This window comes from Cellulosimicrobium cellulans, assembly GCF_016921195.1.
GTDB lineage: Bacteria > Actinomycetota > Actinomycetes > Actinomycetales > Cellulomonadaceae > Cellulosimicrobium > Cellulosimicrobium cellulans_F.
The window spans coordinates 44,918-62,640 of record NZ_JAFGYF010000006.1 but is presented as its reverse complement, the minus strand read 5'-3'; the positions used below and the strand labels follow the sequence as shown (position 1 = coordinate 62,640).

Below are 17,723 nucleotides of genomic sequence, written 5' to 3'. Positions count from 1 at the left end.
GCTCCGTTCCGCGCGGCGTCAGTACGCGCTCGCCTCGGTCACCTCGAACGTGGCCGTCTTCATGGCCTCGAGGTTCTCGGCGTCGATGAAGTCGAAGATCTCCACCGTCTCCGAGGCGCCCGGCTCCAGCGTCTCGGAGTACGCCCAGTCGCTCTCGATCACGGTGCCGTCGGCGGCGACCGCGTCCACATCGATGTCGAACGTGAGGGGCTCGTCGGACGTGTTGGTGAGCGTGACCGGCAGCGAGGACTCGACCCAGCCGAACTCGTCAGCGGTGCCCTCGAAGGTGCCGAACTCGACGCCGAGGTCGTTGGCGAGGATGTCCTCGGTGGCCTCGCCGAACGCGCGGTCGGAGTCCTCCTGGATCTCGGAGAGCGTCTGCTCGTACTGCGTCGACGCCTCGTTGGCCGCGACGACGAAGACCACCCACATGAGGATCGTCGCCAGGACGGACAGCACACCGAGCACGATCGCCGTGATCGAGAAGCCCTTGCCCGACCGTCCCTGCTTCACCTGGGACAGCCCGACGAACCCGAGCACCACGCCGGTGATGCCGAGCAGGGCCGCGAAGATGTTGACGAACGGGATCCAGCTCCCCAGGAAACCGAGGATCGCGAGGACGAAGCCGATGATCGCGACCGTGCTCGTCGTCGAGGAAGGCGCGGTGTACGCGGAGTAGCCGCCCCCGTACGGGCTGCCGTACGGCTGCTGCGCCGGGTCCGGGTACGCCTGCGGGTACGGCTGCTGCGCCGGGTCGCCGTAGGGCTGGCCGTACGCCTGCTGCTGGTCCGCGCCGTACGCCGGCGCCTGACCCGCGCCGTAGGCAGGCTGGTCCGACGCCGCGCCGTAGCCCGGGGTGCCGTACGCGTCGGCCGAGCCGTACGGCTGCGTCGGCGTCTCGCCCTGCGGCGCCCAGGCGTCGTGCACCGGCGCCTGCTGCGCCGGGTCGCCACCCTGCGGCCGGTAGGGGTCGAACTGGTACGGGTCCTGCGGTGCCGTGGGCGGCTGCGACATGGTGCTCCTCCGCGGCGTCGCCGCGAGATCGGTCCAAACGGGTCGGGTGACGGGGCGACACGAGGTCGTCCCGGTCGGGCGTGCCGGGCCTTCACAGCACGTTCACGAGCATTCTTCCCGCTCGCGCCCACATCGGGAAAATATCGTCCGGGTGAAAGCGAGTCGACGAAGCCCCGCAGCGACTCTCGTACCCTGGAACCGTGCCCCCGACCGCCGCCACGGCCTCCCCCACGACCGCCGTCGGCGGCGCCGTCGTGCTCGCGGCCGAGGAGTGGGCCGCGCGCGAGCACGCCCACGCCGAGCGGGCGGACGCGTTCACCGCGGGGTGGCGGGACCGCAAGCCGCGCGGCGAGAAGCACGCGATCGAGGACTTCCTCTTCACCTACTACCCCACGCGCCCCGCGCAGCTCCGCCGCTGGCACCCGGGCCCCGACGTCGTCCTCGCCCGGCCGGCGGACCACCCGCCCGCGGCCGTGCCCGCGCCCCGCACAGACGCCGAGACCGCCGACCCGTACTCCGCGCGCGCCGCGTGGCGGTGGTACCGCGAGACGCCCGACGGCCTGACGCTCGACACCGCGACGTTCCTCGCCGAGCGCGGCGACACGGTGCGCTACCTGCACGCCCTGCTCTCCGCCACGGCCTCGCGTCCCGGCCGGTTCGGGTGCTTCGGGCTGCACGAGTGGGCGATGGTCTACCGCGACCGGGCCGCCGGACGCGACCACCGGCACCCGCTGCCGCTGCGCCTCGGACACGACGGCACCGACCGCGTCGTCGAGTCCCACCCCGTGCAGTGCTCGCACTTCGACGCGTTCCGGTTCTTCACCCCCGAGGCCGGGCCGCTCAACCGCCTGCAGCCGACGCGCGAGACCCAGCCCGCCCTGGAGCAGCCCGGCTGCCTGCACGCGACCATGGACCTCTACAAGTGGGCCCTCAAGCTCACCCCCGCCGTCCCGGGCGACCTCGTGCTCGACTGCTTCGAGCTCGCGCGCGACGTGCGCGTCGTCGACATGCAGGCGTCGCCCTACGACGTGTCGTCGTACGGGCTGGACCCCGTCGCGATCGAGACGCCCGAGGGCAAGGCCGAGTACGTGCGCCACCAGCGCGCCTTCGCAGAGCGCGGGGCGGCGCTGCGCGCACGGCTGCTCACCGTGTGCGACGCGCTCCTCGGCGGTCGGGACGCGTCCGAGGGCGGTGCGCCGGCGTCTCGCTGACGCGGTGCCGTCACGTCGCTGCCCGAGGTCGTGCGAGGATCGCGCGCATGAGCCGCGCCCCGATCGCCGCCGTCCCGACCGGCCCGGTCGTCGTGCCGGACGCCGTCCGTGCGCTCGCGGGCGACGACGCCCTCACCCCCGTGTGGCGCAACGTGCTCGGGGGGCTGACGTTCCGGCTCGACGGCGCCGGCGGGACCCGGTTCGCCAAGTGGGTGCCCACGGGCACGCCCGAGATCGACCTTCCCGGCGAGGCCGCACGCCTCGCCTGGGTCGGCGACCGCGCCCGGGTGCCGCACGTCCTCGCCCAGGGCTCCGACGACGACGGCGCCTGGCTCGTCACGCGCGCCGTCCCGGGTCGCTCCGCCGTCGAGCCGCGCTGGGTCGCCGACCCGGCGACCGCCGCCGTCGCGATCGGGAGAGGGTTGCGCGCGCTGCACGACGCGCTGCCCGTGGAGGCGTGCCCCTTCACCTGGGCCGTCGAGGACCGCGCGGCGAACGCGGACGCGCGCCTCGCCCAGGGCTCGGGCCCGCACGAGTGGTTCCCCGAGCACCGCGGCCTCACCGTCGCCGAGGCGAGGGCCCGCCTCGACGAGCCGCCCGCCGTCGACCGGCTCGTCGTGTGCCACGGCGACGCGTGCGTGCCCAACACGCTCCTGCACGACGACGGCTCGTTCGCCGCGCACGTCGACCTCGGCTCGCTCGGGGTCGCGGACCGCTGGGCCGACCTCGCCGTCGCGGCCTGGAGCACCGAGTGGAACTACGGTCCCGGGTACGACGGCGACGTGTACGCGGGCTACGGCATCGACCCGGACCCCGAGCGCATCGCCTACTACCGCCTGCTCTGGGACCTCTCCTGACGGCCCACCACGTGTCCTAGCGGCGCGGCTGGTGCGCCGCGACGCCCTTCTCGGCCTGCTCGGCGGTCTCGGCGATCCGGCGCGCGCGGGTCTCGGGCCGCTTCGCCTCGACGATCCAGCCGAGGATGGAGCGCCGGACACCCGGCGTGAACGCGTCGAAGCGCTCGCGCGCGCCCGGCCTCTCGGCGAGCGCCGCGGCGAGGTCGTCGGGCACCACGAGGGCCTCGGCGTCGTCGTGCCGCGTCCACGACCCGTCGGCCTTCGCCGACTCGACGACGGCGCGGCCCGCGTCGGTCATGCGCCCGTCCGCCTCGACGCGGGCGACGCGCTCCTTGCTCAGCCGCGTCCAGCGGCTGCCACGCCGGCGGCGCGTGAACCACAGCGCGTGCCGGTCGGCATCGACCGTCTTGGCCTGCCCGTCGATCCACCCGTAGGACAGCGCCTCCTCGATCCAGGGCTCGTACCCGTAGGTGACCCGGCCGCTCTCACGGCGCCAGGTGAGCAGCCACACCCCGGGCTCGGGATCGTCGTGGTGCGCGGCGAGCCATGCGCGCCACTCCTGCGGCGTCTCCGCGTGGATGGCGGGCCTGCCCTGGAACTCGTCGGTCACGTGCACCTCCGTCGTCGGTGGACTACCAGCGTGCCGCGTCGACCCGGAGGTGACCAGGGGCCCGCCGAGACCGCGATGCGGCGGTAGCGCTCGCGACACCTGACAGACTCGTCCCGTGACCACCACGACCGGCCGCACCCCGGCTCTCCTCGCGCACGTGCCCGCACCGACGGGCAAGGCCCCCGACCCGGACGCGCTCTACGAGGGGTTCACCACGTGGGCGACGGAGCAGGGCCTCGAGCTCTACCCGCACCAGAGCGAGGCGCTCATCGAGCTGGTCACCGGCTCGCACGTCATCCTGTCGACGCCCACCGGTTCGGGGAAGTCGCTCGTCGCGATGGGCGCGCAGTTCGCCGCGCTCGCCGCGCACCGCTCGGGCCGCGGCGGCCGCACCTACTACACGGCGCCGCTCAAGGCGCTCGTCAGCGAGAAGTTCTTCGCGCTCGTCGCGGCGTTCGGGTCCAAGAACGTGGGCATGACGACGGGCGACTCCGCCGTGAACCCCGACGCCCCGATCATCTGCTGCACCGCCGAGATCCTCGCGAACATCGCCCTGCGCCGCGGCGGTGAGAACCCGGCCGACGACGAGGACGCGATCTCGCAGGTCGTCATGGACGAGTTCCACTTCTACGCCGACCCGCAGCGCGGCTGGGCGTGGCAGGTGCCGCTGCTCGAGCTGCCGAACACCCAGTTCCTGCTCATGTCCGCGACGCTCGGCGACACGACCCGGTTCGTCGAGGAGCTCGAGGAGCGCACGGGCCGTCCCGTCGCCGAGGTGACCACGGCCCAGCGTCCCGTCCCGCTGCACTTCAGCTACGTCGTCGAGCCGCTGACGGAGGTCATCGAGGAGCTCGTCAGCACGCGCCGCGCGCCCGTGTACGTCGTGCACTTCACGCAGAAGGACGCGGTCGAGCGCGCGCAGTCGCTGCTGTCGATGAACGTCGCGACGAAGTCCGAGAAGGAGGCGATCGCCGCCGAGCTCGGCGACTTCCGCTTCGGCACCGGGTTCGGCAAGACGCTCAGCAAGTTCCTGCGGCACGGCGTCGGCGTGCACCACGCGGGCATGCTGCCCAAGTACCGGCGCGTCGTCGAACGCCTCACGCAGGCCGGCCTGCTCAAGGTCGTGTGCGGCACGGACACGCTCGGCGTCGGCATCAACGTGCCGATCCGCACCGTGCTGCTCACGAGCCTCGTGAAGTTCGACGGCGAGCGCATGCGCCACCTCACGGCGCGCGAGTTCCACCAGATCGCCGGGCGCGCGGGTCGCGCCGGCTACGACACCGTGGGCGAGGTGCTCGTCATGGCGCCCGAGCACGTCATCGAGAACCGCAAGATGCTCGCCAAGGCGGGCGACGACCCGAAGAAGCTCAAGAAGATCGTCCGCAAGAAGGCGCCGCAGGGGTCCGTGAACTGGACCGACGCGACGTTCGAGCGCCTGCGCGACGCCGAGCCCGAGCCACTGACCAGCCACTTCACCGTCACGCACGCCATGGTGCTCAACGTCCTCGCGCGCACGGCGCAGCACGGGCGCGGCGGGCAGGTCGACGCGACGGACCCGCGCCGCGACCCGGTCGAGGCCATGCGGCACCTGCTCCTCGCGAACCACGACACCGAGTCGCAGCGCCGCGAGCACGTGCGCCAGACGTTCCGCATCTACCGCTCGCTGCGCGTCGCGGGGATCGTCGAGCGCGTGCGCCTCCCCGACCCGTCGCGCCCCGCCGGCTACCGCCCGAGCGTGCGTCTCGTGGGCGACCTGCCGCGCGAGTTCGCCCTCAACCAGCCGCTGTCGCCGTTCGCGCTCGCGGCCCTGGACCTGCTCGACGTGGAGGGCGCGACCCACGCGCTCGACGTCGTCTCCGTCATCGAGGCCACGCTCGACGACCCGCGCCAGGTCCTCTACGCCCAGCAGAACGCCGCCAAGGGCGAGGCCGTCGCGGCGATGAAGGCCGAGGGGTACGAGTACGAGGAGCGCATGGCGCTGCTCGAGGAGATCACGTGGCCCAAGCCGCTCGAGGAGTTGTTGGCGCCCGCGTTCGCGATGTACAAGCGGTCCAACCCGTGGGTCGCCGACGCCGAGCTCTCCCCCAAGTCCGTGGTCCGCGACATGGTCGAGCGCGCCATGACGTTCGCCGAGTTCGTGTCGGTCTACGGGCTCGAGCGCACCGAGGGCGTCGTGCTGCGCTACCTCGCGGACGCCTACCGCGCGCTGCGCCAGGTCGTCCCCGAGGAGCACCGCACCGAGGAGGTGCAGGAGATCGTCGAGTGGCTCGGCGAGCTCGTGCGCGGCGTCGACTCCTCTCTCCTCGACGAGTGGGAGCGCCTCGCGCACCCGGTCGACGACGACGCGGACACCGAGGTGGGCGACGGCCCGCTCTCCGGGGCGGGTGCCGAGGCGCCGACGCGTCCCGTCACGGGCAACCCGCGCGCGTTCCGCCGCCTCGTGCGCAACGCGCTGTTCCGGCGCGTCGAGCTCGCCGCGCGCGAGGACTACCGCGCGCTCGGCGCGCTCGACGGCGGCGCGGGCTGGGACGCGGACGCGTGGGGCGACGCGCTCGACCCGCTCTTCGAGGACCAGGGCGACGACGCGATCGGCATCGGGCCCGGAGCACGCTCGGCGGCGCTGTTCCGGGTCGTCGAGGCGGGCGCCGCGCTGCCCGCGGGCCACGAGGGCCCGACGGCGGAGCACGCCCCCGGCGGCGTGGTCCCCGCGGGCACGTGGCTCGTGCGGCAGGTGCTCGACGACCCGGCGGGCGACCACGACTGGGCGATCACGGCGAGCGTCGACCTCGCCGCGAGCGACGAGGCGGGCGAGCCGGTCGTGACGGTCCTGGCCGTCGGGCCGCTGTAGGCCGGGCGCCACGGGACGGAGGCGACCGGACGGGCGCCACGGCCGCGCGCCCCGGGTCGGAGCGCCCTGGCGCCCCGCCGCGCTCAGGAGAGCGGCAGCAGCCCGCGCTCGGCGAAGACCTGCTTCGCCACGGCGGTCGCGTTGAGCGCCCGCGGGAACCCGCAGTAGACGGCCGACTGGAGGAGCGCCTCGACGATCTCGGTCGGCGTGAGACCGACGTCGAGCGCGGTGCGGACGTGGATCTCGAGCTGGGGCTCGCACCCGCCGAGGGCGCTGAGCATCCCGAGCGTGACGAGCTGCCGGTCGCGCGGCTCCAGGTGCGGGCGCGCGTAGATCTCCCCGTACGCCCAGGCCGAGATCTGGTGCTCGAGCTCGGGCGACACGTCCGCGAGCGCCTCGGCGAGGACGGCGCCCGCCGTCGCGTTGACGGAGCCGAACACCTCTCGCCCGTGCTCGTAGCGCTCCGCGCGTGTGGTCGGTCGGTCGTCCGTGAAGTTCCCCTGCGTCACGCCGAGCAGCGTAAGGGACGGGGCGCGACCCGTGTCGACGGTCTCACTCCTGGCGGCGCCGGCGGCGCGGTCAGGAGCCGTCGCGCTGCCGGTCGAACCGCTCCGGCAGGTGGGTGAATCCCGCGGAGGCGTACGTCGCGACGCCGGCGACGTTGGACGCCGGCGTCGCGACGAGCGCGCTCGGGGCGCCCAGCTCGCGGAGCGCTGCCAGGCCGGCGAGGGTGACCGCTCGGCCGAGACCCTGGCCTCGGTGGTCGGCGTGCACTCCCATGGGCTCGATCAGCCCGGGTCGGCCCGAGCCGGCCGACCAGACGCCGACCACCGCCACGGCACGCTCGGGGCGGACCTCCGCGGCCTCGCGGTCGGACGGGCCGCCGTCGGACGGGCCGTCGTGCACGACGAGGCACCGCGCGTCGGCGTACGGGATCCCGGACGCGAGCGCGTGCCAGCGCTCCGGCGCGGCCCGCGTCCCGCCGAACGACGAGCGGAGCGTCTCGGCCCACGCGGCGGCCTCGGGCGGACCGACCTCGCGGACCCGGACGCCCGGGTCCTCGACCGGGGTGGCCAGGTCGCGGCGCAGGAGCGCCCACCGCTCGCCGACGCGCCAGCCCGCCGCGGCCAGGTGCTCGTCCACGAGGGCTCCCACCGGCGCCTCCACCGACGCCGCACCCTTCCCCAGAACGCCGCGCTCGGGTCGGGCGGCGTCGTCGGCGAGGCGGTGCGCGAGCTCCTCGTCGTGCAGCAGGTCGGGGGCGATCGCGAGCCGGAGCAGGTCCGGGCCGTCGAGCAGCCCGACGGCGACGACCCGCGCGTCGCGGCGCCACGTCCGCAGCGCGGCGGCCGTCGCGGCCGCGCCGAACCGCCAGTACCAGCCCACGTCGCCGGGGTGAAGTTGCAGCGGTACCGCGTCGTCCTGCCACGTGCGCAGCACGTCCACGACCTCGCCCAGCTCGCCGACCTCCGGGGTGCACGCCTGGATCGTCATGGCTCGATCAGACACCACGGCACCGGCGTCGGGCACGCCCTTTGCGGCGCGCGGCTTCTCCTCAGCGGTCCCCGGGACGCAGGTCGAGGCGCATGACCCGGCGCCGCGCCGTCGGCCTCGCCACCTCCACGAGGCCCGCCGCGCGGAACGCCTGGACGCTGCCGACGGAGTTCTCGCCCCACGTGATGGGCGCTCCCGACGGGTCGAGGATCGGGTATCCCTCGACGGCGACCGCCCCGTGCTCGCGTGCAAAGCCCACCGCCGCGCGGGCGAGGTCGTACCTGAGGCCGAGCCCGCGGAAGCCCGCCCGCACCACGAAGCACGCGACGGCCCACACGCCGGGGTCGTCCTTGTCCTGCGCCGCGCCGACGGACCGGCCCCGCCACGGGACAGGGCTACCGCGCAGCCGTCGGTAGGTCGGGCGCGGACCGACAGCGACCCAGCCAGCGGGGTCGGCGTCGAGGAACGCGACCAGGCCGCTGGTCGTCGGCGCTCCCGGGTCGCCGCAGCTCGTCTGCTCGTGCAGCAGGCGGGCACGCTCCTCGGGCGGCGTCCGGTACCAGACCCGGTCGCCCAGCACCTGGCGCTGGCACCAGCACCTCGCGGGGTAGCCACGGTCCCCGAACACGGTCGCGAGGTGGTCCCACGTCACCTCGTTCGCCGGGCGCACCGTGACGACCCCGGGCCTGCCGGCTCGCGTCCCGCCACGGTTCGTCACGCCCCGACGCTACGCCGAAGGACCCGTCCGCGCTCCCGGTCGCGCCCCGCCGTCGGGCACCTACGGTGATCCCATGAGCGACGCGCCACGGACCGGTCGGCACCCCGGCGAGCCCCATCACCCGGAGAGCACCGGGTCACGACTGAACCGGCTGCGGGCCGGGGTGCTCGGCGCGAACGACGGCATCGTCTCGACGGCGGGCGTCGTCGTGGGTGTCGCGGCGACGAGCACGTCGATCCCTGTCATCGCGACGGCGGGCGGGGCGGCTCTGCTCGCGGGCGCGCTGTCCATGGCGGCAGGCGAGTACGTCTCGGTGAGCACGCAGCGCGACACGGAGAAGGCGCTGCTCGCGACCGAGCGCCGTGAGCTCGCCGAGATGCCGGACGAGGAGCTCGACGAGCTCGCGGGCATCTACGAGGCGAAGGGACTGACGCCGGACCTCGCACGCCAGGTGGCCGTCCAGCTCACCGAGCGTGACCCGCTCGCCGCGCACGCCGATGCCGAGCTGCACCTCGACCCGGACGAGCTCACGAGCCCGTGGGAGGCCGCCGGCGCGTCGATCGCGTCGTTCACGGTCGGGGGGCTGCTGCCGCTCGCGGCGATCCTCCTGGCCCCCGCGAGCGTGCGCGTCCCGGTGACGTTCGTCGCGGTCGTGCTCGCGCTCGTGCTCACGGGCTGGGGCTCGGCTCGCCTCGGGAACGCGCCGACCCGGCGCGCGACGGTCCGGACCGTCGTCGGCGGCGCGGTCGCGATGGGCGTGACCTACGCGATCGGCTCCCTGCTCGACGTCAACGTGTAGCACGGCGCTGCGGCAGAATCGGCCCGTGGCCAAGAAGTCGAAGTCGTCCGCGCACGCCGGCACGCCCGCGGTCGCGCTCCTCGAGCGCGAGGGGGTCGCCCACACGCTGCACCCGTACGAGCACGACCCGTCGAGCGACCTGTCGTACGGCCTGGAGGCCGCGGCGGCGATCGGGGTGCCTGCGGAGCAGGTGTTCAAGACGCTGCTCGCCGTGGTCGACGGCGGTCCGCTCGTCGTGGGGATCGTGCCGGTCGACCGCCAGCTCGACCTCAAGGCCCTCGCCAAGGCGGCGGGCGGCAAGAAGGCGACCATGGCCGAGCCCGCCGCGGCCGAGCGCGCGACGGGCTACGTCGTCGGCGGTATCTCGCCGCTCGGCCAGAAGCAGCGCCACCGCACGTTCCTCGACGACACCGCGCTCGCGTTCGGCACGGTCTACGTCTCGGGCGGCCGCCGCGGCCTCGACGTCGGCCTCGCGCCGCAGGACCTCCTGCGCCTCACGAACGGCGCCACCGCCCCCCTCGCGAGGTAGAGGCCCGGTAGGCCGAGGTAGAGGCCTGGTCATGACCAGGCCTCTACCTCGCGGTACCAGGCCTCTACCTCGGCGGGGCGGTCACCGCTGGTAGGCGGTGTACGGGGCGTCGGTCGGGACGATGTCCTTGCCGAGCGGCAGGAGCGAGACCGGGATCATCTTGAGGTTCGCGATGCCCAGCGGGATGCCGATGATCGACACGAACAACGGGATCGCGGTGACGACGTGCCCGATCGCGAGCCAGATGCCGGCCACGATCACCCAGATGACGTTCCCGATCGTCGACCACGCGCCGGCGGTCGGCTTGTCGACGACCGTGCGACCGAACGGCCACAGCGCGTAGCCCGCGATGCGGAACGACGCGATGCCGAACGGGATCGTCACGACGAGGATGCAGCAGATGACGCCCGCCAGGACGTAGCCCAGTGCGAGCCACAGCCCGGCGAACACGAGCCAGATGATGTTGAGCAGTGTCTTCACGGCACCGTCCTTTCCCCGTCATTCTCGCCGATCGGACCGTCGGTGCCGATCGGGGACCACCCTGAGACGGCCCGGATCCCGGACGGCCCGCCCGACCTAGACTGACCGCATGCCCCTCCCCGAGCCGTCGTCCGTGCTGCCCGCGCAGATCGCGCAGAACCTCGCCCGGGTGCGGTCCCGGGTCGACGACGCCGCCCGTGCGGCCGGGCGCGCACCGTCGGACGTGCGGCTGCTCGTGGCGACCAAGACGCAGCCCGCGGACGCCGTGCGCGCGGTCGTCGAGGCGGGGGCGGACCTGATCGGCGAGAACCGCGTGCAGGAGCTCGTCGCGAAGGCGCCCGACCTCGCCGACCTGGTGGCGGCCGGCCGCGTCGAGGTCCACATGATCGGCCACCTGCAGCGCAACAAGGTCAACCCGGTGCTCGCGACGGCGACGGGGGTCGAGAGCGTCGACTCGCTCGCGCTCGCCGAGGCGCTCGCGGCGCGCTGCGCGCGCGACGGCCGCGCGCTCGACGTCCTGGTCCAGGTGAACGTCTCGGGAGAGGAGTCCAAGTCGGGCGTCCGGCCCGACGACGCGCCCGCTCTCGCGACCGCCGTCGCCACGCTCGAGGGTCTGCGCCTGCGGGGCTTCATGACGATCGGCGCGAACTCGCCGGACGAGACGGTGGTCCGCGCGGGTTTCGCGCGCCTGCGCGAGGTGCGCGACGCCGTCGTGGGCTCGGGCGCCCCGGGCACCACGGACGCGCGCGAGCTCTCCATGGGCATGAGCGGCGACCTCGAGCTCGCCGTCGCGGAAGGCGCGACGATCGTCCGCGTCGGCACCGCCGTCTTCGGCCCGCGCCCCACGCCGAGATAGAGCCCTCGGTCGCGAGCGCCCGCGTCACGGCACGCGCGCGGTCCACTCCGGCGTCGAGAACTTCGTCCGCGCGAGCTCCTGGGCGCGCTCGCGCTCCTCGGGCGTGACCTTGCCCTCGACCGTCCGGTACCGCGACCGGAAGTGCGCCTTGAACGCCTCGATGACGTCCTCGCGGGCCATGCCCGTCTGCGAGCGCACCGGGTCGACGCGCTTGTTCGCGCTCGTCGTGCCCTTGTCCGAGAGCTTCTCGCGGCCGATGCGCAGCACCTCGGTCATCTTGTCGGCGTCGATGTCGTACGCCATCGTCACGTGGTGGAGCACCGCTCCCCCGCGCAGCCGCTTCTGCGCCGCCCCCGCGATCTTGCCCGCGGGCGACGCGATGTCGTTGAGCGGCTTGTACGTCGCCTCCACCCCCAGGTCGGCGAGGGCGCCCAGCACCCAGTCGTCGAGGAACGCGTACGAGCGCTCGAAGCTCAGCCCCTCGACGAGCGAGCCGGGGACGTAGAGCGAGTAGGTGATGGTGTTCCCCGGCTCGACGAACATCGCGCCCCCGCCGGAGATGCGGCGCACGACGGTCACCCCGTGGCGCTCCGCGCCCTCCGGGTCCACCTCGTTGCGCAGCGACTGGAACGACCCGATGATCACCGCGGGCGACGCCCACTCCCAGATCCGCAGCGTCGGGCCGCGCCGACCGGCGTCGAGCTCCTCCGTGAGCACCTGGTCGAGCGCGAGGTGCATCGCCGGCTCCTGGGGGCCCTCGTGCACGATCTCGAAGGTGTGGTCGTCCCAGCCCGTCGCGTGCCCGAGCGCGCGGCGCACCGCGATCGCGACGGCCTCGGGCGAGAAGCCGATCATCGTGACGCCCTCGCCGAGCGCGCCCTGCACGGCGCTCGCGAGCTGCGCGACCGTCGCCGTCTCCGGCATGCCGGTCAGCGCTCCGTCGATGTCCTCGAGCGCGTCGTCCGGCTCGAGGAAGAAGTCGCCGCTCAGTGCGACGCGGGCGAGCCGCCCGGCCTCCACCTCGACGTCGACCGCCACGAGCTTGCCACCGGGAACCTTGTACTCACCACGCACCCGTCCACCCTAAGCCCGCGAGGCCGCGGCTCGGCGGGAGACGTCGGTCACCCGCCGCTGAGGACCCCCGTCGCGGACGCCCGGGCCGCGACCGCGGCAGAACAGGACGCGCTCAGCGGGGGTCGACGCCCGCGTGCACCAGGCCGTAGATCGCGGAGTCGGTCAACGCCTCCCAGGCCGCCTCGATGAGGTTCGGCCCGACGCCGACCGTCGACCACGACGTCGAGCCGTCGGTCGTCTCGATGAGCACGCGCGTGATCGCGTCGGTGCCCTGCTCGGTGTCGAGGATGCGGACCTTGAAGTCGATGAGTTCGAACACGTCGATCTCGGGGTAGACGCGGCCGAGCGCGAGCCGCAGCGCGTGGTCGAGCGCGTTGACGGGCCCGTTGCCCTCGCCGGTCGTGACGATGCGCTCGCCGCCCGCGTGGAGCTTGACGGTGGCCTCGGCCGTCGCCTCCGTACCGCGCGACCCCGCGCGCTCGACGATCGTGCGCCAGCTCTCGACCCGGAAGTACGGCGGTCGCTCGCCCGTGATCTCCTCGCGGAGCAGCAGCTCGAACGAGGCGTCCGCGGCCTCGTAGGTGTAGCCGTTCGCCTCGTCGTCCTTGACCCGGTTGGTCACGCGGGTCAGCAGCTCGCCCTGGCCCGACAGGTCGAACCCGAGCTCGCGACCCTTGAGCTCGATCGACGCGCGACCGGCCATGTCGGAGACGAGCATGCGGATGTCGTTGCCGACCGCCGTCGGGTCGATGTGCTGGTACAGGTCCGGGTCGACCTTGATCGCGCTCGCGTGCAGGCCGGCCTTGTGCGCGAACGCGCTCGAGCCGACGTACGGCTGGCGCGCGTACGGGGAGATGTTGGTGATCTCGCTGATCGCGTGGGAGATGCGCGTGGACTCCTCCAGGCCTTCGCCCGTCAGCGTGCGCAGCCCGTGCTTGAGCTCGAGGTTCGCGACGACCGTGAGCAGGTCGACGTTGCCGGTGCGCTCCCCGTACCCGTTGACCGTCCCCTGCACGTGGGCGGCGCCCGCCTCGACGGCGGCGAGGGTGTTCGCGACGGCGCAGCCCGAGTCGTTGTGCGCGTGCATGCCGAGCAGCGCGTCACCCGGCAGGGCGTCGCGCCCGTGCGGGAGCCCGACGGCGTCGCGCAGCTCCCCGACGATCTCGGCCACCCAGGTGGGCAGCATCCCGCCGTTGGTGTCGCACAGGGCCACGACCTCCGCCCCGGCCTCGAACGCGGCCTGCACGGCGGACCGCGTGAACGCGGCGTCGTACCGGTAGCCGTCGAAGAAGTGCTCGGCGTCGACGACGACCCGTCGGCCCTCGCCCACGAGGAACGACACGGTGTCGGTGATCATGGCGAGGCCCTCGTCCGGCGTCGTGCGCAGCGCGCGCTCGACGTGCCGCACGTCCGACTTGGCGACGAGCGTCACGACCGGCGCCTCGGAGTCGACGAGCGCCCGCACCTGCGGGTCGTCCCACGCGCGCAGCCCTGCCTTGCGGGTCGAGCCGAACGCCGCGAGCACGGCGTGGCGCAGGTCGAGCTCCTTGGCCGCGCGACGGAAGAACTCCGTGTCCTTCGGCACCGCTCCGGGCCAGCCGCCCTCGATGAACCCGACGCCCAGCTCGTCGAGCAGCGGAGCGATCGCGAGCTTGTCGGCGACGGAGAGGTTCATGCCCTCCTGCTGCGCGCCGTCGCGCAGGGTCGTGTCGTAGACGTGGAAGACCCGGGGCTCGCGGGGGCCGGTCACGGGGGTCGTCGCCGAGGTCATGCTGCCTCTTCCTGCCGTTCGTCGTGTCGCGGACGCCGCTGCGCCCGTTCCTCTGGTCCGTCTCCCAGGACGCCGGGTGAGGCCCTCGTGAGGCGGTGGGCCCGGCATCCGTGCCGCCGGGCGGAGGTGGTGCCCAGCAACAAAAAAACCCCCCGAGGGTGCGGGAGGTCTGCGCGTCCGGTGGGTGCTACCGGGCGCGCTACTCGATAATGAGCTGGGAGACGAGGTGTGTCACAGGGCACATGGTGCCACAGGTTCCGCGAGGATGGACAGGAGCGTCCATCCACTGAGCCGCCACCGCCCTCGGGCGCGGCGGCGACCGAGCGAGGAGTGACGATGAGCGACCCGACCCCGGGCGGGTACGACCCGCAGAACCCGCCGACGCGACGATACGGGCAGCCGCCCGTACCGCAGCACGCCCCGCCGCCCGCGATCCCGCCGACCGACCCGCAGGCCGGCTTCCCCGAGCAGCGGCCGCCCGTCAACCCCGCGGACCCGCGCCTCGCGGTCGAGGCCGGGCGGTTCTGGGCGGGCGCCGCGGCGACCGCGCTCGTCGCGGCCCTCATCGGGCTGCTGGGCGTGATCATCTTCGAGCGGATCTTCTCGATCACCCTCGTGCCGCCGCCGGACCTGTTCGGCACGGGGTCGCGCCAGGCGGCGTGGGCGATCGACGGCGCGATCCTCGCGGTCCTCGCAGCCGGCGTCCTGCACCTGCTCATCCTCAGCACCCCGCGCCCGCGCGCGTTCTTCGGCTGGATCATGGCGCTCGTCGTCGTGGTGATCGCGGTGCTCCCGTTCGCGTGGTCGAGCGACGTCACCGCCGCGGCCCTGTCGGGGCTCATCAACCTGCTCATCGGCATCGCGGTCTGGTCGCTGCTCGCCGGCGTCGCCGGGCGCACGATCGTCGTGCGGCCGACGAGCACCATCTGACTCGTCGCGCGGCGCGTCCTGAGCGCCGACGCACGACGACGGGGCGCCCTCCCGTGGGGAGGGCGCCCCGTCGTCGCGTGGGGGGAGCGGAAGACGCGCCTCAGGCGAGGCGGCGCAGCCAGCCGTGGCGGTCGGCCGCTCGCCCTGTCTGGATGTCGGTGAGCTCCGTCCGGATCGCCATCGTGAGCGTCCCGGCCTCCCCGCCGCCGATGGTGTGGTCGAAGTCGGAGCCCGCAAGACGCCCGATCGGCGTGATGACGGCGGCCGTGCCGCACGCGAACACCTCGGTCACCGAGCCGTCCCGGATCCCGGCGAGCACCTCGGTGAGCGGGATGCGGCGCTCGACCACCTCGTGCCCACGGTCGGTGAGGAGACGGATGATCGACGAACGCGTGACGCCCTCGAGGATCGAGCCGCTGAGCTCGGGCGTCTCGACCGAGCCGTCGGCCTTGACGACGAAGACGTTCATGCCGCCGAGCTCCTCGAGGAACGTGCGCGTCCCGGAGTCGAGGAAGCACACCTGCTCGCACCCGTGCTGCTGCGCGACCACCTGCGGCAGGAGGCTCGAGGCGTAGTTGCCGCCGCACTTCGCGTCGCCCGTGCCGCCCGCGCCCGCGCGGCTGTACTCGCGGTCGACCCAGATCGACACGGGCTTCACGCCGCCCGAGAAGTAGGGCCCGACCGGCGAGGCGATCACCAGGTACTCGGCCTCGAGCGAGGGACGCACGCCGAGGAACGCCTCGGACGCGTACATGAACGGACGCAGGTACAGGCTCGCCTCCTCGCCCGACGGGACCCAGTCCACGTCGGTGCGCACGAGAGCGGTGATGGAGCCGACGAAGTCGTCGACGGAGAGGGCGGGCAGGGCGAGCCGGTGCGCGGAGCGCGCGAACCGGGCGGCGTTGGCCTCGGGGCGGAACGTCCACACCGACCCGTCGGCGTGCCGGTAGGCCTTCATGCCCTCGAAGATCTCCTGCGCGTAGTGCAGGACGGCGGTCGCCGGGTCCAGCTGGAGGGGGCCGTACTTCTCGATGCGGCGGTCGACCCACCCGTCGGTCGAGTTCCAGCTGATCCGCGCCATGTGGTCCGTGAAGACCGTGCCGAACTTCGGGGCTGCGATCGCGGCCTCGCGCTCCGCGGGGGGCGTCGGGGAGTCCGTGGGGCGGACGTCGAACAGGGCGACGAGGTCTTCCGCCGAGGAGGACGGCTGCTGCTGCGCTGCAAGGGTGCTCATGATGGGGCCTTTCACCTGGCGACCCGGGTGGTCTCCGCCTAGTTTTCCACGACCGTACGGCTCGTGCGGCGATCCGCGTGAGGGTACGACGACGGCAGGGGCGTCACCGGGTCAGAACTGGAGGGATCCGGTCCTGGGGCGATGACGACCGAGGTGCGGGGACTGCGGGCGAACCGGTTCCGGGTCCGTCGGGACCCGGGCCAGGGTGTCAGCCGGCGACGCGAGCGGCGAGCTCGCGGCCCACCTCGGCCGTCGAGCGTACTCGGCTCCCCCGCTCGGCGAGGTCGGCCGCGACGGCCGCCTCGACGCGCTTCGCCTCGTCACCGAGGCCCAGGTGGTCGAGCAGCAGCGCGACCGACAGCACCGTGGCGGTCGGGTCGGCCTTGCCCTGGCCGGCGATGTCCGGTGCCGAGCCGTGCACGGGCTCGAACATCGACGGAGCCGTGCGGTCGGGGTTGATGTTCGCGGACGCGGCGAGACCGATCCCGCCCGTGATCGCGGCGGCCTGGTCGGTGAGGATGTCGCCGAACAGGTTGTCCGTGACGATCACGTCGAAGCGCGACGGCTTCGTGGTGAGGAAGATGGTCGCCGCGTCGACGTGCAGGTAGTCCGTCGTGACGTCGGGGAACTCGGCGTTGACGGCCTCGACCGTGCGGCGCCACAGGTGGCCCGCGTGCACGAGCACGTTGTGCTTGTGCACGAGCGTGAGGTGCTTGCGCGGGCGCGCCTGGGCGCGCGCGAACGCGTCGCGCACCACGCGCTCCACGCCGAACGCGGTGTTCACCGACACCTCCGTCGCGATCTCGTGCGGCGTGCCGACGCGCAGCGCGCCGCCGTTGCCGACGTACGGGCCCTCGGTGCCCTCGCGCACCACGACGAAGTCGATCTCGCCCGGGTCGGCGAGGGGCGACGTGACGCCCGGGTAGAGCTTGCCCGGACGCAGGTTCACGTAGTGGTCGAGCGCGAAGCGCAGCTTGAGCAGCAGACCGCGCTCGAGCACGCCCGACGGGACGCTCGGGTCGCCGATCGCGCCCAGGAGGATCGCGTCGTGTCCGCGGATCGCGTCGAGGTCCGCATCGGTGAGCGTCTCGCCCGTCGCGTGCCAGCGGCGCGCACCCAGGTCGAACGGCGTCGTGGAGACCTTCACGTCCGAGCCGGACACGGCGGCCTCGAGCACGGCGAGACCCTGCTCGACGACCTCGGTCCCGATGCCGTCCCCGGCCACGACTGCCAGATCAATGGTGCGCGTCATGCGGCGAGCCTACGCCGCCCTGCCACCCCTCGGGACGGCGGTCTCA

General features: G+C 73.6%; 17 protein-coding genes. 7 read left to right on the top strand and 10 right to left on the bottom strand.

Annotated elements, in window-relative coordinates:
- Positions 1-18 precede the first annotated feature (18 nt).
- Entirely contained in the window at positions 19-1,014 is a 996-nt protein-coding gene (locus JN535_RS13495) for a DUF4190 domain-containing protein (protein ID WP_205206075.1), read from the bottom strand.
- 200 nt (positions 1,015-1,214) lie between these two features.
- On the opposite strand from JN535_RS13495, the gene JN535_RS13490 reads away from it, so the two are divergent.
- Both JN535_RS13490 and JN535_RS13485 read left to right on the top strand, forming a co-directional pair.
- Positions 1,215-2,225: a 3-methyladenine DNA glycosylase gene (locus JN535_RS13490; RefSeq protein WP_374100508.1), complete on the top strand. Its 1,011-nt coding sequence runs from the start codon at positions 1,215-1,217 to the stop codon at positions 2,223-2,225.
- Between the two features lie 47 nt (positions 2,226-2,272).
- Positions 2,273-3,082: an aminoglycoside 3'-phosphotransferase gene (locus tag JN535_RS13485; RefSeq protein WP_205206074.1), complete on the top strand. Its 810-nt coding sequence runs from the start codon at positions 2,273-2,275 to the stop codon at positions 3,080-3,082.
- A gap of 16 nt (positions 3,083-3,098) precedes the next feature.
- Here JN535_RS13485 and JN535_RS21590 read toward each other — a convergent pair whose 3' ends face one another.
- Entirely contained in the window at positions 3,099-3,692 is a 594-nt protein-coding gene (locus JN535_RS21590; protein WP_307868708.1) for a YdeI/OmpD-associated family protein, read from the bottom strand.
- A gap of 115 nt (positions 3,693-3,807) precedes the next feature.
- Here JN535_RS21590 and JN535_RS13475 point away from each other — a divergent pair, with 115 nt between their 5' ends.
- Positions 3,808-6,540, top strand: a complete 2,733-nt coding sequence (locus tag JN535_RS13475; RefSeq protein WP_205206072.1) for a DEAD/DEAH box helicase — start codon at positions 3,808-3,810, stop codon at positions 6,538-6,540.
- A gap of 83 nt (positions 6,541-6,623) precedes the next feature.
- Here JN535_RS13475 and JN535_RS21290 read toward each other — a convergent pair whose 3' ends face one another.
- From JN535_RS21290 to JN535_RS13460, 3 genes are all read right to left on the bottom strand, one after another.
- Positions 6,624-7,049 carry a carboxymuconolactone decarboxylase family protein gene (locus JN535_RS21290; protein ID WP_307868706.1) on the bottom strand — a complete coding sequence of 142 codons (426 nt, stop codon included), beginning with the start codon at positions 7,047-7,049 and terminating at the stop codon, positions 6,624-6,626.
- A gap of 70 nt (positions 7,050-7,119) precedes the next feature.
- Entirely contained in the window at positions 7,120-8,034 is a 915-nt protein-coding gene (locus JN535_RS13465; RefSeq protein WP_205206071.1) for a GNAT family N-acetyltransferase, read from the bottom strand.
- Between the two features lie 61 nt (positions 8,035-8,095).
- On the bottom strand, positions 8,096-8,752 hold the full coding sequence (locus tag JN535_RS13460) for a GNAT family N-acetyltransferase (protein ID WP_240201145.1): 657 nt from the start codon (positions 8,750-8,752) through the stop codon (positions 8,096-8,098).
- A gap of 73 nt (positions 8,753-8,825) precedes the next feature.
- On the opposite strand from JN535_RS13460, the gene JN535_RS13455 reads away from it, so the two are divergent.
- Positions 8,826-9,551, top strand: a complete 726-nt coding sequence (locus JN535_RS13455; protein WP_205206070.1) for a VIT1/CCC1 transporter family protein — start codon at positions 8,826-8,828, stop codon at positions 9,549-9,551.
- 25 nt (positions 9,552-9,576) lie between these two features.
- The gene (ybaK, locus tag JN535_RS13450) at positions 9,577-10,080 is read left to right on the top strand and encodes a Cys-tRNA(Pro) deacylase (RefSeq protein ID WP_205206069.1); all 504 of its coding nucleotides are present in this window, start codon (positions 9,577-9,579) and stop codon (positions 10,078-10,080) included.
- An 81-nt stretch (positions 10,081-10,161) separates the two neighbouring features.
- Here the strand turns inward: ybaK and JN535_RS13445 are convergent, their stop codons facing one another.
- Positions 10,162-10,560, bottom strand: a complete 399-nt coding sequence (locus JN535_RS13445) for a YccF domain-containing protein (protein ID WP_205206068.1) — start codon at positions 10,558-10,560, stop codon at positions 10,162-10,164.
- A 109-nt stretch (positions 10,561-10,669) separates the two neighbouring features.
- Between JN535_RS13445 and JN535_RS13440 the strand changes: the two genes are divergently transcribed.
- Positions 10,670-11,416 (top strand): YggS family pyridoxal phosphate-dependent enzyme, encoded by a 747-nt coding sequence (locus JN535_RS13440; protein ID WP_205206067.1) that lies wholly within the window; start codon positions 10,670-10,672, stop codon positions 11,414-11,416.
- A gap of 24 nt (positions 11,417-11,440) precedes the next feature.
- On the opposite strand, the gene JN535_RS13435 is transcribed toward JN535_RS13440, so the two are convergent.
- Positions 11,441-12,490 (bottom strand): lipoate--protein ligase family protein, encoded by a 1,050-nt coding sequence (locus JN535_RS13435; protein WP_205206066.1) that lies wholly within the window; start codon positions 12,488-12,490, stop codon positions 11,441-11,443.
- Positions 12,491-12,602: 112 nt separating this feature from the next.
- Positions 12,603-14,261 (bottom strand): citramalate synthase, encoded by a 1,659-nt coding sequence (cimA, locus tag JN535_RS13430; protein WP_205206065.1) that lies wholly within the window; start codon positions 14,259-14,261, stop codon positions 12,603-12,605.
- A gap of 336 nt (positions 14,262-14,597) precedes the next feature.
- Here cimA and JN535_RS13425 point away from each other — a divergent pair, with 336 nt between their 5' ends.
- Positions 14,598-15,191, top strand: a complete 594-nt coding sequence (locus JN535_RS13425) for a hypothetical protein (protein WP_205206064.1) — start codon at positions 14,598-14,600, stop codon at positions 15,189-15,191.
- 100 nt (positions 15,192-15,291) lie between these two features.
- On the opposite strand, the gene JN535_RS13420 is transcribed toward JN535_RS13425, so the two are convergent.
- Positions 15,292-16,425 carry a branched-chain amino acid aminotransferase gene (locus tag JN535_RS13420; protein WP_205206063.1) on the bottom strand — a complete coding sequence of 378 codons (1,134 nt, stop codon included), beginning with the start codon at positions 16,423-16,425 and terminating at the stop codon, positions 15,292-15,294.
- Positions 16,426-16,633: 208 nt separating this feature from the next.
- Positions 16,634-17,677 (bottom strand): 3-isopropylmalate dehydrogenase, encoded by a 1,044-nt coding sequence (locus JN535_RS13415; RefSeq protein ID WP_205206062.1) that lies wholly within the window; start codon positions 17,675-17,677, stop codon positions 16,634-16,636.
- Between the last annotated feature and the right edge of the window lie 46 nt (positions 17,678-17,723).